The 13,476-nt window shown below is 62.9% G+C and carries 11 protein-coding genes; 8 read left to right on the top strand and 3 right to left on the bottom strand.

Annotation, left to right across the window (positions count from 1 at the left end):
• The first annotated feature begins 30 nt into the window (after positions 1-30).
• Together NYR97_RS20885 and NYR97_RS20880 are read left to right on the top strand one after the other, a co-directional pair.
• Complete coding sequence (locus NYR97_RS20885; protein WP_316695561.1) at positions 31-960, top strand: phosphate/phosphite/phosphonate ABC transporter substrate-binding protein; 930 nt, start codon at positions 31-33, stop codon at positions 958-960.
• Positions 957-3,074 carry a putative bifunctional diguanylate cyclase/phosphodiesterase gene (locus tag NYR97_RS20880; protein ID WP_205394539.1) on the top strand — a complete coding sequence of 706 codons (2,118 nt, stop codon included), beginning with the start codon at positions 957-959 and terminating at the stop codon, positions 3,072-3,074. Before NYR97_RS20885 ends, NYR97_RS20880 begins: the two co-directional genes overlap by 4 nt.
• A 134-nt stretch (positions 3,075-3,208) precedes the next feature.
• On the opposite strand, the gene epmB is transcribed toward NYR97_RS20880, so the two are convergent.
• Positions 3,209-4,237: an EF-P beta-lysylation protein EpmB gene (epmB, locus tag NYR97_RS20875; RefSeq protein WP_316695557.1), complete on the bottom strand. Its 1,029-nt coding sequence runs from the start codon at positions 4,235-4,237 to the stop codon at positions 3,209-3,211.
• A gap of 103 nt (positions 4,238-4,340) precedes the next feature.
• Here epmB and efp point away from each other — a divergent pair, with 103 nt between their 5' ends.
• The 6 genes from efp (at position 4,341) to NYR97_RS20845 (ending at position 9,365) form a co-directional block, all read left to right on the top strand.
• Positions 4,341-4,907, top strand: coding sequence for an elongation factor P (gene efp / locus NYR97_RS20870; RefSeq protein WP_006450332.1), 567 nt, complete (start codon positions 4,341-4,343; stop codon positions 4,905-4,907).
• A 131-nt stretch (positions 4,908-5,038) separates the two neighbouring features.
• A complete protein-coding gene (locus tag NYR97_RS20865; protein WP_486684776.1) occupies positions 5,039-5,761 on the top strand; it encodes a PA3715 family protein in 723 nt (240 codons plus the stop codon).
• 18 nt (positions 5,762-5,779) lie between these two features.
• Entirely contained in the window at positions 5,780-7,117 is a 1,338-nt protein-coding gene (locus NYR97_RS20860) for a TRZ/ATZ family hydrolase (RefSeq protein ID WP_316695553.1), read from the top strand.
• 29 nt (positions 7,118-7,146) lie between these two features.
• Positions 7,147-7,866: a bifunctional 2-polyprenyl-6-hydroxyphenol methylase/3-demethylubiquinol 3-O-methyltransferase UbiG gene (gene ubiG, locus NYR97_RS20855; RefSeq protein WP_210763339.1), complete on the top strand. Its 720-nt coding sequence runs from the start codon at positions 7,147-7,149 to the stop codon at positions 7,864-7,866.
• Positions 7,867-7,981: 115 nt separating this feature from the next.
• A complete protein-coding gene (locus tag NYR97_RS20850; protein ID WP_316698412.1) occupies positions 7,982-8,647 on the top strand; it encodes a phosphoglycolate phosphatase in 666 nt (221 codons plus the stop codon).
• Positions 8,648-8,675: 28 nt separating this feature from the next.
• Positions 8,676-9,365 carry an isoprenoid biosynthesis enzyme family protein gene (locus NYR97_RS20845; RefSeq protein WP_205394544.1) on the top strand — a complete coding sequence of 230 codons (690 nt, stop codon included), beginning with the start codon at positions 8,676-8,678 and terminating at the stop codon, positions 9,363-9,365.
• A gap of 645 nt (positions 9,366-10,010) precedes the next feature.
• Here NYR97_RS20845 and NYR97_RS20840 read toward each other — a convergent pair.
• Positions 10,011-11,681 carry a glycoside hydrolase family 28 protein gene (locus NYR97_RS20840; protein WP_205394545.1) on the bottom strand — a complete coding sequence of 557 codons (1,671 nt, stop codon included), beginning with the start codon at positions 11,679-11,681 and terminating at the stop codon, positions 10,011-10,013.
• 496 nt (positions 11,682-12,177) lie between these two features.
• A complete protein-coding gene (locus tag NYR97_RS20835) occupies positions 12,178-13,341 on the bottom strand; it encodes a pectate lyase family protein (protein WP_205394546.1) in 1,164 nt (387 codons plus the stop codon).
• Between the last annotated feature and the right edge of the window lie 135 nt (positions 13,342-13,476).

The following is a 13,476-nucleotide window of genomic DNA, read 5'->3' as shown; positions in this document are numbered from 1 at the left end:
ATTCGGCTAGGCTGTCGGCGGCTCTAGGGAGTGTCCTTTTTGCGCGGTCTACGATGGTGTCTGATTGCCTGTTGGCTGCTCGCTGGGGCGGGCTTCGCCGTGACGGCTGCGGCAGCGCCTTCTTCGGTCCTGGTGCTTGGCCGGATCAGCGACGATCCCGCCATCCATTACGAGCAACTTAAACCCCTGCTGGACTATGTGGTGCCGCGCATGCGCGTGGTCGGCATCCGCCGTGGCGAAATCCTGATGGCGCCGGATGCGCGGCAGATGTCCAGCTATCTGCGCCGTGGCCGGGTCGATTGGGTCAGCGAAACCACCGGTGCGGCAATGCTGCTGGAACAGCGCGGCGGTGCGCATCCGTTGGTGATGACCGAGCGCGGCGGCATGCGCGAGTTCCACACCGTGTTCTTCGTACGCCGCGACAGCCCGATCCAGTCGCTCAAGCAACTGCGCGGGCACACTCTTGCGCTGCAGAACGCCTCGTCCACCAGTGGCTATCTGCTGCCGATGCTGGAGTTGCTGCGCAACGGCATCGCCTGCGATGTGCTGCTGTCGCCGGACGATACCCAGGTGCCGGGGTCGGTCGGTTATTTGATGGTCGGTACGAAATTGAACGTGGCCGCATTCGTGCACAAGCGCCTGATCGATGCGGGCGCTTTCAGCAATGCCGACTGGGACGACGAACGCCACTTGCCGGCGACCTTCAGGCGCGACTTCCGCATTGTGCACCGCAGTGCGCCCGTACCGCGTGCGGTGGAGATGGTGCGTACCGGGTTGGACCCGGCGGTGGAGCGGCAGTTGCGCGTCGTCTTGCTGCAGGCCGCGTCCGACCCGCAAGCCGGCCCGGCATTGAAGCGCTTTTTCGGCACCACCGCATTCCATCCGCTGGATGACAACAGCCGCCGACGCCTGAATGCGTTGAGCGCCGGGGTGCAACGTGTCAGGGACCAAGTGGAATGACTCAGGTGCGCTTTGGGTTGCAGGCACGTTTTCTGCTGGTGATGGCGCTGACGCTGCTGTTGGTCGGTGCGATTCTGGCCTCGTTGCTGCAACGCCAGAGCGCGATGCAGCGCGAGGTGCGCGGGCTCAGTGCACAGATCCTACACGAGCTGTTCGATCGCAGCCTGCGCTCGCGTGGCGAAACACTGGCCACCGAGCTGGCGGCCGGCCTTGCCAATCCGCTCTACTACTCCGACCTGGGAGCGGTGGGTGCATTGGTGCGCAACGCCTCGCGTCAGCAGGTGGTGAGTTACGTGCTGGTGTTCGACCGACGTGGCCGGTTGGTGCACGACGGCACGCCGACGCTGCAGCGCTACGGTCAGACGATGAACGACCCGCTGGCGGTCAAGGCGGCCGGCGCGCGCACCATGTTGCTGCAATCCTCGCCCGAGGTGCTGGATGTGACGGTGCCGATTAAGATCGGCGACCAGCGCATCGGCGGCGTGCGCGTGGGCATGTCGCGCGAGCGGGTGCGCAAGATCGAGTCCGGCGCGAATCTGACCCTGGTGCAAAACCTCAACGCGATCGGCAAGCGCGATCTGGGCTGGTTACTGGTGCTGCTGGCCGCGCTGGTCGCGTTGGGTGTGTTGTTGGCGATCTACGTGCAGCGCACGCTGGTGGCGCCGGTGCGTTTGCTGGCTGCAGCGGCCAAGCAGATCGAGCGCGGCGATTACGCAGTGCAACTGCCGCCGCATCCGCGCAACGACGAAATCGGCGAGTTGATGTCCGCGTTCGGGCGCATGAGCGAAAGCATCGCCCGGCATGATCGCGAGGTGCGCCACATGGCCTACACCGACGCGTTGACCGGGCTGACCAACCGGCTGGGCTTTCGCGAAGGCCTGGACCATCTGCTCAACACCGCGCGCAGCACCGACAGCAAACTGGCGCTGCTGTTTGCCGATATCGACGACTTCAAGCGCGTCAATGACACGCTCGGGCACGAGGCCGGCGATGAGGCGCTGCTGCAGTTCGCCAGCCGCATCAGCCGTGCGGTGGGTGCATTGGGTGGCGACGATGCGATTCTGGCGCGCTTCGGCGGCGACGAGTTCGTGATCCTGCTGCAGAGCGGCGATGTCACGCTGTTGGCCGCCCAGCTCGCAGACCGGCTGGTGCACGAGTTGAGCCGTCCGTTGAATGTGCAGGGCCGCGAGGTGTTCCTGGGCACCTCGATCGGCATCACGTTGTTCCCGGACGATGCCAACGACGCCACCGCGCTGTTGAAGAACGGCGACATCGCGATGTACCAGGCCAAGGTCGCCGGCAAGAATTGCCACCGTTTCTACAGCCGCGCCGCCGATCATGCGGTGGAGCGCCGTGTGCATATGGAGCACGAGCTGCGCGGGGCGTGGGAGCGCGACGAGCTGCGCCTGGTCTATCAACCGATCTACCGCACCATCGACCGTGTGCTGGTCGGTGTGGAGGTGTTGCTGCGCTGGCAGCATCCGGCACTCGGCACGATTCCGCCGTCCACCTTTATCGATATCGCCGAGCAGAGCGGCCTGATCGAAGTGATCGGGCCCAGGGTGCTGCGCGCGGCCTGCCTGGAGGCGGCGCAGTGGCCGGTGGTGGGCGATGGCTTGTTCATTTCGGTCAACGTCTCGCCGCGTCAGCTACGCAGTGGCGACCTGATCGACACTGTGGCCGAGTGCCTGGCCGAATCCGGATTGCCGGCCGCGCGCCTGCATCTGGAACTGACCGAAACCGCAGTGATCGGCGACGAAATGATGGCTGCCAGTCTGTTGGATCAGTTGCACCGCACCGGGGTGAAGGTGTGGCTGGACGACTTCGGTACCGGGTTCTCAGGTTTGAGCCATCTGCGCCAGGTGCCGGTGGACGGGGTCAAGATCGACAAGAGTTTCATTGCCGACCTGCAGCGCGACCCGGACGATCTGGCGCTGACCACCGCCATCATCGGCATGGCGCATTCGCTGGGCATCACGGTGGTGGCCGAAGGGATCGAGCAGGAAGCGCAATTCAATCTGCTACGCGATCGCGGCTGCGACCTGGGCCAGGGCTACTGGTTCAGCAGGCCGCTGAGCCCGGCCGATCTGGTCAAGCTGATCGCGGCGGGGTGAGTGGCGTGCGTAGGTTGGTTTAACGTGCCATGGCGCTGTGTGTAGGAGCGCCCTTGGGCGCGATGGGGCTTTACCGGGAAGGCTTCATCGCGCCCAGGTGCGCTCCTACGGGGGTGTGCGCGCGGCGGTGACGATTACAGCGGCCGCTTTCCGGTATCGCCAGGAATCTCGCGCACCAGACGCGGCACCAGATAACCCGACAGACGCGTTGCCAGTTCGGTATGCAGGGCGCGTGCATGTGCATCGTCCACTTCGAAATGCGCGACCCCTGCAACCCGGTCGAGCTGGTGCAGGTAGTAAGGCAGTACGCCCGCGGCGAAGCTGCGCTCGCTCAACGCGGCCAGTGCATCCACGCTGTCGTTGACACCGCGCAGCAGCACGGCCTGATTGAGCAGTTGCGCGCCGGCCTCGCGCAGGGCGCGCATGGCTGCATCCACGGCGGTGTCGAATTCGTTGGCGTGGTTGGCGTGTATCACAAAGGCCACCGGCCAGGGCAGGCTGCGCAGCCAGGACAGCAGCGGCGCATCGACGCGCTCGGGCAGCACCACCGGCAGCCGGCTATGGATGCGCAGGCGTTTGATGTGCCCGATGGCGGCCAGCGCGTCGGTGAGTTCGGCCAGTTTGCTGGTGGCCAGCGACAGCGGGTCGCCGCCGGACAGCAGCACTTCGTCGATGCCGGGGTCGGCGGCGATGGCGGCCACCGCCTCGCGCCATCCATCGCGCGCGGCGGTTTCCTCGGCGTACGGGAAGTGGCGGCGGAAGCAGTAGCGGCAGTGCACCGCGCAGCTGCCGGTGGCGATCAGCAGGGCGCGGCCGCGGTATTTCTGGATCACGCCGTCTGCGGTCTTAGCGGCGCCATCGCCGACTGCATCCAGGCCGAAGCCCGGTACCAGCCGCATTTCGGCATCCAGCGGCAGCACCTGGCGCAGCAATGGGTCGTGCAGGTCGCCACGGTGCATGCGCGCAACGAACGCGCGTGGTACCCGCAGCGGGAATTGGGCGGCTGCCTCTGCGCTGATGCCGGCAGCAGCGGCGTCCAGGCCCAGCAGCGCCAGTAGCTCGCGTGGATCGCGCACGGCATCGCGCCACTGCTGCTGCCAGCGGGGCGACTGCAGGGTGGAGGGCTGAGATGGCTGTAAGGCGAGGGGGGCTGCGGGTATCATGTGCGGTCACAAAACCAATGCCCGCCGGTTGCGGCGGGCGCCCCATTCTAATCCGACCTGCCACGGCCTGTGGCAGGTCGTGGTCTTATCGAGGAGCTGCACCATGGCCACTGTTGGCATGAACGACGTCAAGAACGGCATGAAGATCCTGGTCAACAACGAACCGGCGGTCATCACCGAGACCGAATACGTCAAGCCGGGCAAGGGCCAGGCCTTTACCCGCATGAAGTACCGCTTCATCAAGTCCGGTCGCGTGGTCGAAATGACCATGAAGGCGACCGACGACGTGGAAGTGGCCGACGTCGTCGATACCGACATGCGTTACCTGTACAGCGACGGCGAGTACTGGCACTTCATGGACCCGGAAACCTTCGAGCAGGTGCAGACCGACAAGGCCGGCATGGGCGGCGCCGAGAAGTGGCTCAAGGGCGAGGAAGACTGCATCGTGACGTTGTGGAACGGCGCGCCGATCTGGGTGCAGCCACCGAACTTCGTCGAGCTCAAGATCACCGAGACCGACCCGGGCGTACGCGGCGATACCTCGGGCGGCGGCGGCAAGCCGGCGACGCTGGAAACCGGTGCGGTGGTGCGCGTGCCGCTGTTCGTCAACCAGGATGAAATCATCAAGGTCGATACGCGTTCTGGCGAATACTCGGCGCGCGTCAAGTAAGCCGAATGCGCCCGGGACGCTGGCCTGGTCGAGCGATACGCAGTGCCGGTGTCCTGGTGGGGCTGTGGGCTGCGCTCGCAGCGTGCCCGGCCTTTGCGCAAGCGGCTACCGCAGCTTGTGGTGCCGGTGATGTGGCCGCCGTTGCGGCCATTGCAACCTCCGGGGTCGTGGGCGGCGCTGCAGCCACGCTACCGGTCGAGCGTGCGGTGGCCCAGACCTGCAAGCCATGGCCGAACGATGCGGCCATCCGGCTGGCGGCAATCGCATTTGCTGGCGACGGCCAGACCGTGCCTGGCGAGCGCGACCTTGAGTTGCGCGTGGCCATGCTCGATGCGGCCAGCGGCAAGGTGCTGGCGTTCTACGCGCAGGACATGGGTGAGGACGCCGCCTTCGAACTCGATGCAGACAGTTTGCATCTGGATACCGCGCGCTACGACCTGGCCAAGGGCGTGCGCGCGATCGGCGTGGTGATACATAGCGCCGCGCACGGGCCCAGCTGCCCGGATTTTTACAGCAATCAGGCATTGACCTTGCTGGTGCGCGAGGGGCGCAGCTTGCGCCCGGTACTGCAACGCGATCTCTATGCGTGGCAACGTGTGAAAGGCGAGCCGTGCAGTGTGGGGAAGAGCGATGTGATCACCGAAGTCGCCAATCTGAGCCTGAGCATGGCGCCGCAGGTACATGCCGGCTATGCGGACATCGTGCTGACAGCCAACGTGTCTACCGTGGAGAGCACCGCTGGCAGCGACACCGATACCGAACGCACCCGTCGCGTGCGTCAGGTGTTGCGCTACAACGGCCAGCGCTATGTGCCTGTGGCCGGTGGCGATGCCAGCTGGCCGTTCGACAACTAACCCTTTATGGATCCGCTCATGACCAATGTCCCTCCCGAAGCGTGCGACCTGGTGATCGAAGCCGGCTACGTGGTGCCGATCGAACCGCATGCGGTGGTGCTCGAAGACCACGCGGTGGCGGTCAGCAACGGCGCCATCGTGGCGATCCTGCCGATTGCCGAAGCACGCGCACGGTTTGCGCCGAAGCAGACCGTCTCACGCCCGGAGGCGGCGCTGATGCCGGGCCTGGTGAATGCGCATACGCATAACCCGATGACGCTGCTGCGCGGCATTGCCGACGACCTGCCGCTGATGGTGTGGCTGCAGCAGCACATCTGGCCGGTGGAAGCGGCGGTGATCGGGCCGGAATTCGTGGCCGACGGCACCACGCTGGCGATCGCCGAAATGCTGCGTGGCGGCACCACCTGCGTCAACGAAAACTATTTCTTCGCCGATGTGCAGGCGGCGGTGTACAAGCAGCACGGCTTCCGCGCGCTGGTGGGCGCGGTGATCATCGATTTCCCCACCGCGTGGGCCTCGTCGGACGACGAATACTTCGCACGTGCCGGCGAGTTGCACGATCAATGGCGCGACGATCCGCTGATCAGCACCGCGTTTGCGCCGCATGCGCCATACACGGTCAACGATGCCAACTTCGAGCGCGTACGCATGCTGGCCGACCAGCTCGACCTGCCGGTGCATCTGCATACGCACGAGACCGCGCAGGAAGTGGCCGATTCGATCAAGCAATACGGGCAGCGTCCGCTGGCGCGACTTGATCGCCTGGGTCTGGTCAACGACCGCCTGATCGCCGTGCACATGACCCAGCTCACCGAGGCGGAAATCCATCTATGCGCCGAGCGCGGCGTGAGCGTGGTGCATTGCCCGGAATCCAATCTCAAGCTGGCCTCGGGGTTTTGCCCGGCCTGCGCGCTGCAACGTGCAGGCGTGAACCTGGCCATCGGCACCGACGGCTGCGCCAGCAACAACGATCTGGACATGTTCAGCGAGAACCGCACCGCGGCGATTCTGGCTAAGGCAGTCGCCAACGATGCCACCGCACTGGATGCGGCCACCACCTTGCGTGCGGCCACGCTGGGCGGCGCGCGCGCGTTGGGCTTCGGCGACAAGATCGGCTCGATCGAAATCGGCAAGCAGGCCGATCTGGTCTGCGTGGATCTGTCTGCATTGGAGACCCAGCCGCTGCATCATGTGCTGTCGCAATTGATCTATTCGGCCGGCCGCCATCAGGTCACCGATGTGTGGATCGCCGGCAAGCCCAAACTGGTGCAGCGCGAGCTGGTCGACATGGATATCGCCGCCCTGGTCGCCAATGCGCGGCAGTGGCGCGACCGCATACGCACCGTCCGCGCCTGAGCGCGCGTCATCGAATCACGGAGTTCCGCATGAATCCGAATACTCACACCACCTCCGGCAATTTTCATCAGAGCGAGCTGGATAAATTCGCCGCGCTGGCAACGCGCTGGTGGGATGCCGACGGTCCGCAGAAGCCGCTGCATGCGCTGAACCCGGTGCGTCTGGATTACGTGTCCGCGCGGCTGGATCCTGCCGGCGCGCGCGTGCTCGATGTCGGCTGCGGCGGCGGGTTGCTCAGCGAGTCGATGGCGCGTCTGGGCGCGCAGGTCACCGCGATCGATCTGGCCCCGGAGCTGGTCAAGGTGGCGCGCCTGCACAGTCTGGAATCGGGCGTGCAGGTGGATTACCGCGTGCAGTCGGTGGAAGACCTGGCCGCCGAGCAGCCAGGCAGCTTCGATGCGGTGACCTGCATGGAAATGCTCGAGCACGTGCCGGACCCGACCGCGATCATCCGCGCCTGCGCCAGTCTGCTCAAGCCGGGCGGCAAGCTGTTCCTGTCCACACTCAATCGCACTCCGGCCGCGTTTGCGCTGGCGGTGGTCGGCGCCGAATACATCGCGCGGTTGCTGCCCAAGGGCACGCATCACTACAAGGATTTCATCAAGCCGGCGGAACTTGCGGCGTGGTTGCGCAGCGCCGAACTGCAGCTGGAAGACGTCAGCGGCATGCTGTACGAGCCGTGGCGCAATCGTGCGCGGCTGTCGTCGCGGACCGAGGTCAATTATCTGGCCTATGCGGTGAAGCCGTGACGAGCGGGGATTGGGGAGTGGGGAGTCGGGATTGGCAGCAGCAGGTGCGTGCTTGATGTCTGCGCATTCCTACCTTGCGGATGGCCGGACGCAGCCGTCCAGCGGCGGGGCGTCTATGAATTTCCCGCGTGCGGTGTTGTTCGATCTGGATGGCACCTTGCTGGACAGCGCACCGGACATGCTGGCCACCGTCAACGCGATGCTGAGCGAGCGGGGACGTGCGCCGATCGCGTTGGCGCAGCTGCGCCCGGTGGTGTCGAAAGGGTCGCGCGCGATGCTGTCAGTTGCGTTTGCCGAACTCGACGCGGACGCACGCGATGCCTTGGTGCCGGAATTCCTGCGTCGCTATGAAGCCTCGATCGGTACGCAATCGCAGCTGTTCGAGGGTGTCGAAGAATTGCTGCTGCGGCTGGAGCGCGCCGGTTGCGTGTGGGGGATCGTCACCAACAAGCCCGAATATCTGGCGCGGCTGATCCTGCCGCAACTGGGCTGGGAACAGCGCTGCGCGGTGTTGATCGGCGGCGATACGCTGGCCGAGCGCAAGCCGCATCCGTTGCCGTTGCTGACAGCTGCCGAACGCATCGGCATTGCGCCTGCGCAGTGCGTCTATGTGGGCGACGATGAGCGCGACATCCTGGCCGCACGCGCGGCAGCGATGCCATCGGTAGCGGTGTTGTGGGGCTATCGGTTGCACGATGACGATCCCTTGAGTTGGCAAGCCGATGTGTTGGTCGAGCAGCCGCACCTGTTGTGGGATGCCGCGACGTGGCCGCACAGCTGATGTTCTTTCGTTTTTTTCTGGACCCGCCATGAGCCAATCCAGCGCTCTCGACAGTTTTCTCGACAAATGGCGCACGCGCTGGCCGGAATGGTCGGTTGCCGAGCCTTTCGTTCCGCAACCGCAACGCCCCCTGGCTACTGCCTGGTTTGCGTTGCTGCAGGAATGGGAAGACATCATGAATATCGCTGGCGACCCGTTGCCGGCCGATGCCAAGCTGGCGTGGTGGCAGCAGGAGCTGCGCGATTGGTCGCAGCAGCGCTCGCGTCATCCGCTGGGGCGCGTGCTGGAACCGGTGCGTGCGCCGTGGGCTCAATTGGCCGACACCTTGCCGGCGATGCAGGATGCCCGCGTGCCGCCGCAAGCGTTGCAGCAAGCGCTGGACACCTTGCGCGGCTTTGCCGAGGCCGTGGTTGCAGTCGAGGCGGTGATGTTTACGCGCAACCGGTCTGGCGATGCCACCGCGGTGGCGGTGCAATGGCTGGACGCACGTCAGCGTGTGGCCGGCGACAGCGCAACGCCCGGCGGCATGACGACAGCTGCATGGCGCGCGCAATTGCTGCAGGCCTGGCCGCGCAAGCCTGGGTTGGCGCGGCCGCATCGGGTGTGGTCGCGGCTGGCCCGTTTGCGCTTGCAGCGCGAACTCGCTGGGAAAGCGGCGTATCCGCCGCCGGTGCAGCAGCTGTGGCATAGCTGGCGTGCGGCCAGCGGTGCGGACTAAGAGCGACTAACAAAACTATTGTGCTCACCGCCAGTTGGGTGCGGCCGGTTTTGTGGTTCCCATCAGCCACGGCCACCTTAACTGGCGCGATGCCTTCGACTGACCAAGCTTCTTATCGCAGTTAATTACGCTACGACTCGAAATCTCGTTCGTCTTGAAGCGATGAGAGAGTGTGGATAGAGCAAATTGCAGGGCGGATGATCTGCGGGTTGGTTGCAGGGTCCTTGCCCGCCCACCATCGTGGGACACGCCGCAAGTACGTCCATGTAGGCTCTTACGCGGCATCCATGCCGCGTAAGGTCCCGCGACGGTGGGCGGGCAAGGACCCGTCGAGATGGTCGGTGTGCATGGTGCAAGCGATGCATGATGTGCTTCTACTTTGCTAGCTCACATGTAATTCTGCGACCCGCATCAGCAGGCCAATGCAACTCATGAGACGGCCAGCGTTTTACGCAGCTACCGACCAACGTCCTGGCGCGGTGTCCTTACCGCTTGCGGGACCGTGTGGCGGCATGGATGCCGCCACCGAGCCTACAAGGACGTACTTGCGGCGTGTCCCGCGAGCGGTGAGGGCACCGCGCCCTCGATCAGCCGAGTTTTGGTGCATGGTTAAGAGCGGTGCACGCAGCGCGGCCTCAAGCACAGTCAGATCGGCGAATCAGGCAATACCGAGTGGTAAGCAATGAAGGCGTCATTGCACTGCAGTGGTGTGCCCGGCCCGGGCTTGCCTTGCAGTTGCACATCGTTGGGCACCGATTCCGACAGTTGATCGAAGAAGCTCACTGGCCCGCCCTTGAAGGTGAAGTGCGTTGCGCCCGGATTGCTGGCCGGCCCGCCGAAATGCGGCTTTGCGAACGAGATCGGGCCACCTTCCAGCACCACGTTGTCCAGCGAAAGGGTGATCGGCAAGGTGGTGGTCGCATCGCGATAGCCGTAGAAGCTCAGCTCGCCGCCGCCAAACGCCTTGGAACCGAGCGAGTGCACGTTGGTTAACGTAATGCCGCTGAAATTGGGCAGCTTGTTGCGCACCGCTGCATTGGCGTAGTTGGCATCGAATACCAGGGGCCTGGCAACGCCGCGCATGCAGACGTTTTCGAAACTGATGTCGTAGACCTGGCCGCCACGGCTGCCGTCGGATTTGATGCGCAGGCCGTTAGCCGAATACGGATCGGAGTTCACGTCGTTGCTGTTGAAGCCATCGATGCTCAGGCCGCGCACGGCGATATGGCGCATGCCCGAATCGGTTTCGCTGCCCAGCGAAAAACCGTGCGTGTAATAGAACTGGTTGTAGGCGAACAGCATGTTTTCCGAGGCGATGCTGCGCTTGCTGCTGGCATGCGCCTTGATCGCAACGCCATCGTCGCCGGTGCCGATGTACGAGTAGGCAAGCAATACCTTCTTCGACTGGCCAGGATCGAAGCCATCGGTGTTCTTGGCCGTTTCCGGAGTGAAGCAGGTCGCGTGCGGATTGACGTCCGGCGTGCTGCCGGCCGGGCAGCGATAGTCCGGGCGCGAATAGACCAGGCTGGGTGCGAGAATCTTGATGCCCCATGCCGTCAAGCCGACCACGTTATCGGTGGTAACGTGGAAGTTGGGCGAGTTTTCCAGGGTGATGTCGTACAACGTAAAGTCGGTGCTGTCGTCGATCTGCAGCAGCCGCGGCACGTGCTGGCTCAGTCCCTTGGTGACGTTGAGATAGGCCAGATCCCACCAGCTGGCGGTGCCGGCATTGGGCCCGGCAGTGAGCGTGCTGCCGCCGCGTCCATCGATCTTGCCGGCGCCGACGATCGCACTGTGGGCGGTATCGGCGACATGAATCAGCGGGCTGCAGGATTTGGCCTTGTCGCTGGTGGCGGTGCCGCAGGTGCCCAGGCCATTGTCGTAGTCGCGCGGATTGCGCGAGCCGAACAAGGTGACTCCGCGGTCGATCCACAGCGTGACTCCGCTCTTGATCGTCAACGGGCCGCTCAACACGCCAGATTCGCCGGCATCGCCGGTGACCAGGCGCACCGCGCTACCGGCGGGGCAATCATCGATGGCCGCCTGCAAACGCGCCGTGTCGCGCTTGGACTGTGTTGGATCGCTGTCGAGCGCATCCAGCGAGCCGGCAACCGGCACCAGCGCGGCCTTGAGCGTTGCGCAGACCTGCGTCGGCAATGTGGGCTGCTGGATCATGCCCCAACTGGTGGAGATGCCATGCGCGGTATCGGCCACGTCCTGTGCATGCGGACGCGCCGCACCGGCCTGGAAGGCGGATAGACCGAGCAGGGCGAGCGTCAAGGGCGCGATAGCCGGAAAAGCGGACGGGGATTGCACGGTGGACTACTCCAGTGGCGTGAAGCGCGAGGTGGGGATGAACCAGGTCTGCAGATGACATGTGTTGCGGTTGCGTTACCGCAGCAGCGATCAAGACGTTGCCGATCCGCATGTCGTCTCGGCGCTGGTGATGTTGGTCGGTGGCAATCTATACGCAAGGGTATTGCGTTACGCCGGGTAGCGTGTCCGGATGGGCGAATCCAGCGCCGCATCGCCGAAGAGAGAATATGCACATCACGCAGGTGCCAACAGGGGTTCATTGCCAAGTGATGCAGTGAGTCAATGGCGCTGCTGGCGCCGGTATTGCGGTGCTCATGGAAACGGTTTGGCGAAATTGCCAGACGTACCGGAGCCGGGGACAAAACGGTTACGGATGAGAGGCGGCACGAATTCGTGAAAAATAGCGAAAGTGGGATGGCTAGGTTGTCAACATGGAATTTTTCAAGAATTCCTGCGGCTCCCTCGGGTACCTAGTTAATTCCTGGAGGAATCGCGTTTAGTGCGGCCCCGCGTTGGACCGCACGATGCCGGGGACTCTTGCCGCATCGTCAGGCTCGTAGCTGTATTTCACCGGCGCGTTATTGAAGGTTGAGCCGGTCGCCGAATCGCCTGTGGTTGCGTCATACACGTTTTTCTTCTCATGAAAATTGTATATGTCACCGCTTGATTCCAGTCGAATATGGTTGCTGACATTGGTTTTGTAAAAATAGTTTGATTCGGAAAAAACGATGCTGCCGCTACCTATCTGCAAAGCGTTGTACTGCTGCTTTCCATAGCGGCGACCATCTGCGGCGGTGCGGGTACCATTCGGTAAGGTGCTATTGTCAAAGTAATTATTGTAGGCATGGACCCAGCCGCGTAGTAGTGGACGCCCGGCCAGATTGGGGCCAAACCAGTTGTGGTGCAACGTCACGTGCAGCTTGTTGCCGCCATATATGTATGAATCGTTCTTGTTGTAACCAACAAGGATTGCCAAGCGCTCGTTTGCGAGGTCATGATAACTCTTGTCAACCCAGCTCCATACCGGATCCGGGTTCATGTTGACCCAGCTGTTGCTGAAGTAAAAATGATTGTACGACAGGGTGATGTAATCAGATGACATGCTGACTAACAGAAGATCATCGCTCATGTCGTAGAAATTACAGTGGTCTATCCAAGCATTAGATGTACGTCGCAAGGATACGCCCATGTAGTTGATGCCGATGTTGTTGGAAGTTCCTTCGACTTGGTAAGGCAAGGATTGCAAGTCGCCGATATTGCCGGCGAATGAGATGTTTCTGATGACCACGTTTTGGATATTTTCCCCGGCCGGTAGCTTTTCGCCGCTGAATTTCAATTGGATATTCTGCAAGACCGCACGGCCGCCTGGAGCACCCTCGATTGTTGTGTTGTTCCAATCGGTGCTGGAAAAATTCAGGGTGGTTAATTTTGGGCCGCCGTAGATATTTCCACCGATGATAATATGGTGATGTTTAGCATTGAGTGCCGCTGTCAGCTCCGCGAGCGTTGTCACTGTAATCGCGGTTTCGCTTGATATGGACGCAGAAGAAAAGCCCCCGGTCGCAGCCTTGGTGATGCCGACCTGTGCGATAAAAAGAGCAAGAAACAGCGAGATGGTAGATATGTTCAAATACGGACCTTTACTGGAAAAGCGAAGCATTGATGCGTATTGCTAGTCCTCATCACTGCGTGGCCGATCTTGGCATCAAACTGCACGCTGTTCGATCAAGTCGAACAGCGTGCAGGCGTTCCAGTAATAGTGAAATTTTATTAATAAATTAATAAATTAATAAAT

It is taken from the genome of Xanthomonas hydrangeae, assembly GCF_032697525.1.
Taxonomy (GTDB): domain Bacteria; phylum Pseudomonadota; class Gammaproteobacteria; order Xanthomonadales; family Xanthomonadaceae; genus Xanthomonas; species Xanthomonas hydrangeae.
This window is presented reverse-complemented; position numbering and strand designations above follow the sequence as displayed.

Coding starts and splice junctions, on each gene's coding strand:
- NYR97_RS20880 (WP_205394539.1), top strand. CDS start 957: ATGACTCAGGTGCGCTTTGGGTTGCAGGCACGTTTTCTGCTGGTGATG.
- NYR97_RS20835 (WP_205394546.1), bottom strand. CDS start 13,341: ATGCTTCGCTTTTCCAGTAAAGGTCCGTATTTGAACATATCTACCATC.
- NYR97_RS20850 (WP_316698412.1), top strand. CDS start 7,982: ATGAATTTCCCGCGTGCGGTGTTGTTCGATCTGGATGGCACCTTGCTG.
- efp (WP_006450332.1), top strand. CDS start 4,341: ATGGCCACTGTTGGCATGAACGACGTCAAGAACGGCATGAAGATCCTG.
- epmB (WP_316695557.1), bottom strand. CDS start 4,237: ATGATACCCGCAGCCCCCCTCGCCTTACAGCCATCTCAGCCCTCCACC.
- ubiG (WP_210763339.1), top strand. CDS start 7,147: ATGAATCCGAATACTCACACCACCTCCGGCAATTTTCATCAGAGCGAG.
- NYR97_RS20845 (WP_205394544.1), top strand. CDS start 8,676: ATGAGCCAATCCAGCGCTCTCGACAGTTTTCTCGACAAATGGCGCACG.
- NYR97_RS20860 (WP_316695553.1), top strand. CDS start 5,780: ATGACCAATGTCCCTCCCGAAGCGTGCGACCTGGTGATCGAAGCCGGC.